The sequence below is a fragment of the Actinomadura soli genome, from assembly GCF_005889715.1.
Taxonomy (GTDB): Bacteria; Actinomycetota; Actinomycetes; order Streptosporangiales; family Streptosporangiaceae; genus Spirillospora; species Spirillospora soli.
This window is the reverse complement of the sequence record NZ_VCKW01000473.1, coordinates 1-3,209: the sequence shown is the minus strand read 5'-3', so window position 1 is coordinate 3,209 and position 3,209 is coordinate 1. Positions and strand designations below refer to the sequence as shown.

At 73.4% G+C, this 3,209-nt stretch carries 2 protein-coding genes and 1 pseudogene; all 3 read left to right on the top strand.

Annotated features, from left to right (window positions below):
• Positions 1-194: pseudogene (locus ETD83_RS40785) on the top strand (o-succinylbenzoate synthase); the annotation flags it as partial.
• Positions 191-1,858 (top strand): 2-succinyl-5-enolpyruvyl-6-hydroxy-3-cyclohexene-1-carboxylic-acid synthase, encoded by a 1,668-nt coding sequence (gene menD, locus ETD83_RS40780; RefSeq protein WP_138650600.1) that lies wholly within the window; start codon positions 191-193, stop codon positions 1,856-1,858. The pseudogene ETD83_RS40785 and the gene menD, both read left to right, overlap by 4 nt.
• Positions 1,859-2,140: 282 nt before the next feature.
• Positions 2,141-3,190, top strand: coding sequence for a fatty acid desaturase family protein (locus ETD83_RS40775; RefSeq protein ID WP_138650599.1), 1,050 nt, complete (start codon positions 2,141-2,143; stop codon positions 3,188-3,190).
• Positions 3,191-3,209: the final 19 nt, after the last annotated feature.

Sequence of the window (3,209 nt, the reverse complement as noted above, 5' to 3'; positions counted from 1 at the left end):
CGCTGTCGCTGCTGGAGGGCGACGTCGTCCAGGATCCGCTGTTGCCGGTGGCGGGTGAGATCCCGGTGCGGCGGCCGGTGGTGGACGAGGAGGCGCTGCGCCGCTGGGAGGCGCCGGTGGACGGGTGGCGTGCGCGGGCCGCCGGGGCGCAGGAGCATCTGGGCGGGCCCGCGGTGTTCGAGGCGGCGCCGTGAACCCGGCGACCGCGCTGGCGACCGTCCTGGTGGACGAGCTGCTGCGGTGCGGGATGACCGACGCGGTGCTCGCGCCGGGGTCGCGGTCGGCGCCGCTGGCGCTGGCGCTGCAGGCGGCCGAGGACGCGGGCCGGATCCGGCTGCACGTGCGGATCGACGAGCGGTCGGCGTCGTTCCTCGGGCTCGGCCTGGCGAAGCGGTCGGGGCGCCCGGTGGCGCTGGTGTGCACGTCGGGGACGGCGGCGGCGAACTTCCATCCGGCGGTGATCGAGGCGCACGAGTCGGGCGTGCCGCTGATCGTGATCACGGCGGACCGTCCGCCGGAGCTGCGCGACACCGGCGCGAACCAGACGATCGACCAGGTGAAGCTGTACGGGACGGCGGCGCGGTGGTGCACCGAGATCGGCGTGCCGGAGAACCGTCCGGGGATGGTGGCGTACTGGCGGTCGCTGGTGAGCCGCGCGTGGGGCCTGGCGCAGGCGCCGGTTCCCGGCCCGGTGCACCTCAACGCGGCGTTCCGGGAGCCGCTGATCCCGGACGGTGACGACACGTGGTGCGAGCCGCTGGACGGCGACGTCACCGGCGCGTGGACGAAGGTGCGGGCGGCGACGCCGGGGTCGGTGCTGCACGTCCCGCCGACCCGCCGGGGCGTGCTCGTGGTCGGGGACGGCGCGGCCAACGTCAAGCGGTACGTGGCGGCGGCGTCGATGGCCGGCTGGCCCGTGCTGGCCGAGCCGAACGGCAACGCCCGCTACGGCGACCACGCGCTGTCGTCGCACCATTTCCTGCTGGGCGTCCCGGAGTTCGTGGAGCGGCACCGTCCCGAGGTGGTGGTGACGCTCGGCAAGCCGGGGCTGTCGCGCCCGCTGCTGTCGCTGCTGCGCCGCGCGGAGGAGCACATCGTCCTGGCCCCGGACCTGGCGCACTGGCCCGACCCGGTCCGGTCGGCGACGCAGGTCGCGCCGGAGGTGGAGATCCCGGTGGTGTCGGGCGACGACGCGTGGCTGAAATCGTGGCGGACCGCGGACCTGGCCGCCGCCGCGGCCGTCGACGAGGTCCTGGACGCGGTGCCGGAGGTGAGCGAGCCGCGGCTGGCCCGCGACCTGGTCGCGGGGCTGCCGGGCGGGTCGCTGCTGTTCACGGCCGCGAGCATGCCGATCCGGGACCTGGACCAGGTGATGCGCCCGCGCCGCGGCATCCGGATCATGGCGAACCGGGGCGCCAGCGGGATCGACGGGCTGGTGTCGACGGCGATCGGCGCGGCGCTGGCGCACAGCGGCCGTTCGTTCGCGCTGCTCGGCGACCTGGCGTTCCTGCACGACCAGAACGGCCTGATCGTCGGCCCGCGCGACCAGCGCCCCGACCTGACGATCGTCGTGGTGAACAACCGCGGCGGCGGGATCTTCTCGCTGCTGCCGCAGGCGGCGCTGCCCGGCCCGTTCGAGCGGGTCTTCGGCACCCCGCACCAGGTGGACCTGGAGGCGGTCGCCGCCGCGCACGGCGTGCCGTACCGGCTGCTGGACGCCCCGGCGGACCTGTCGAAGGCGATGGCGGGGGAGGGGCTGCGGATCGTGGAGGCCCGTACCGACCGGGACGCGAACGCGGTGCTGCACGCCGAGATGCGCAAGGCCGCCCACGCCGCCGTCCGCACCACCCTCGCCTGACCCGCACCCCGCCGCTCACCATCAGCTATTTCACTTTTCAATTTACAACGTAAAGGCCGTGGGCGGGAAGCATCCCTCTCTATTCCATTAACAACAACCACCGCAGCTAGGACTGCAGCCCACAGGCGGGTGGTGGTCCCGGGGAGCGGGTCAGTCGTGCGGTGACCGGGACCTGGGAGCCAGACCGCGGATGGCTCCGTAGCGGGTTACTGCCATGGGTTCACGCTCCGTAGTCTCTCCGGGGAGTCGTCCGATTTCCCCTTCCCGTCCCATGGAGGCTTCATGGCCGTGACCTTGCCCGCCCCGCCCGTTCCGACCGTCCCCCGGCGGGAGGAGTCCGTCCGGGGCGGGAGCGACTTCACGCCGCTGGCGCGGCGCGTGCGCGCCAGCGGGCTGCTGGAGCGCCGTCCCGGCTACTACGCGCGGGCCATCGGGTTGAACGTGGTCGCGACGGTCGCGGTCTGGGGCGCGGTCGCGTGGGCGGGGGACGGGTGGTGGACGGTTCTGCTCGGCGTCCCGCTCGCCGTGATCGCGGTCCGTACGGCGTTCCTGGGGCATGACGCGGGGCACCGGCAGATCGCCCGGACGGCGCGAGGGAACCGGCTGCTGGGGCTGCTGCTCGGCAACCTGCTGCTGGGCATGGGCCATGGGTGGTGGAGCGACAAGCACAACCGGCATCACGCCAATCCGAACCATGTCGGGAAGGACCCCGATGTGGGGGAGGGGATCCTGGCGTGGACGGAGGAGCAGGCCGGCCGGCAGCGCGGTGTGCTGCGGTGGGTGGCGCGGCATCAGGCGCGGCTGTTCTTTCCGCTGCTGACGCTGGAGGGGGTGAACCTCAAGGTCGGGAGCCTGATGTTCCTGCGGGGCCGGTCGCGGCGTGACCAGGTCGTGGAGGGCGGGCTGCTGCTGGCTCATGCGGTGGGGTATCTGTCGCTGGCGTTCGCGTTGCTGCCGGTGGGGCAGGCGCTGGCGCTGATCGCGCTGCAGCACGCGGTGTTCGGGGTGCATCTGGGGGCGGTGTTCGCGCCGAACCACAAGGGGATGGCGATGCCGGAGCCGGGGGAGCGGTGGGATCATCTGCGGCGGCAGGTGCTGACGTCCCGGAACGTGCGCGGCGGGGTGGTGACGGACTGGGCCTTCGGCGGGCTGAACTACCAGATCGAGCACCATCTGTTCCCGAGCGTTCCGAGGTGCAATCTGCGGCGCGTCCGGCCGCTGGTGCGTGCGCATTGCGCGGAGGTCGGGGTGCCGTATGCGGAGACGGGGGTGGTCGGGTCGTACCGGCTGGCGCTGGGGCATATGCGTGAGGTGGGGGAGCCGCTGCGGTAGGGCGGGTGGGGCTATGCTC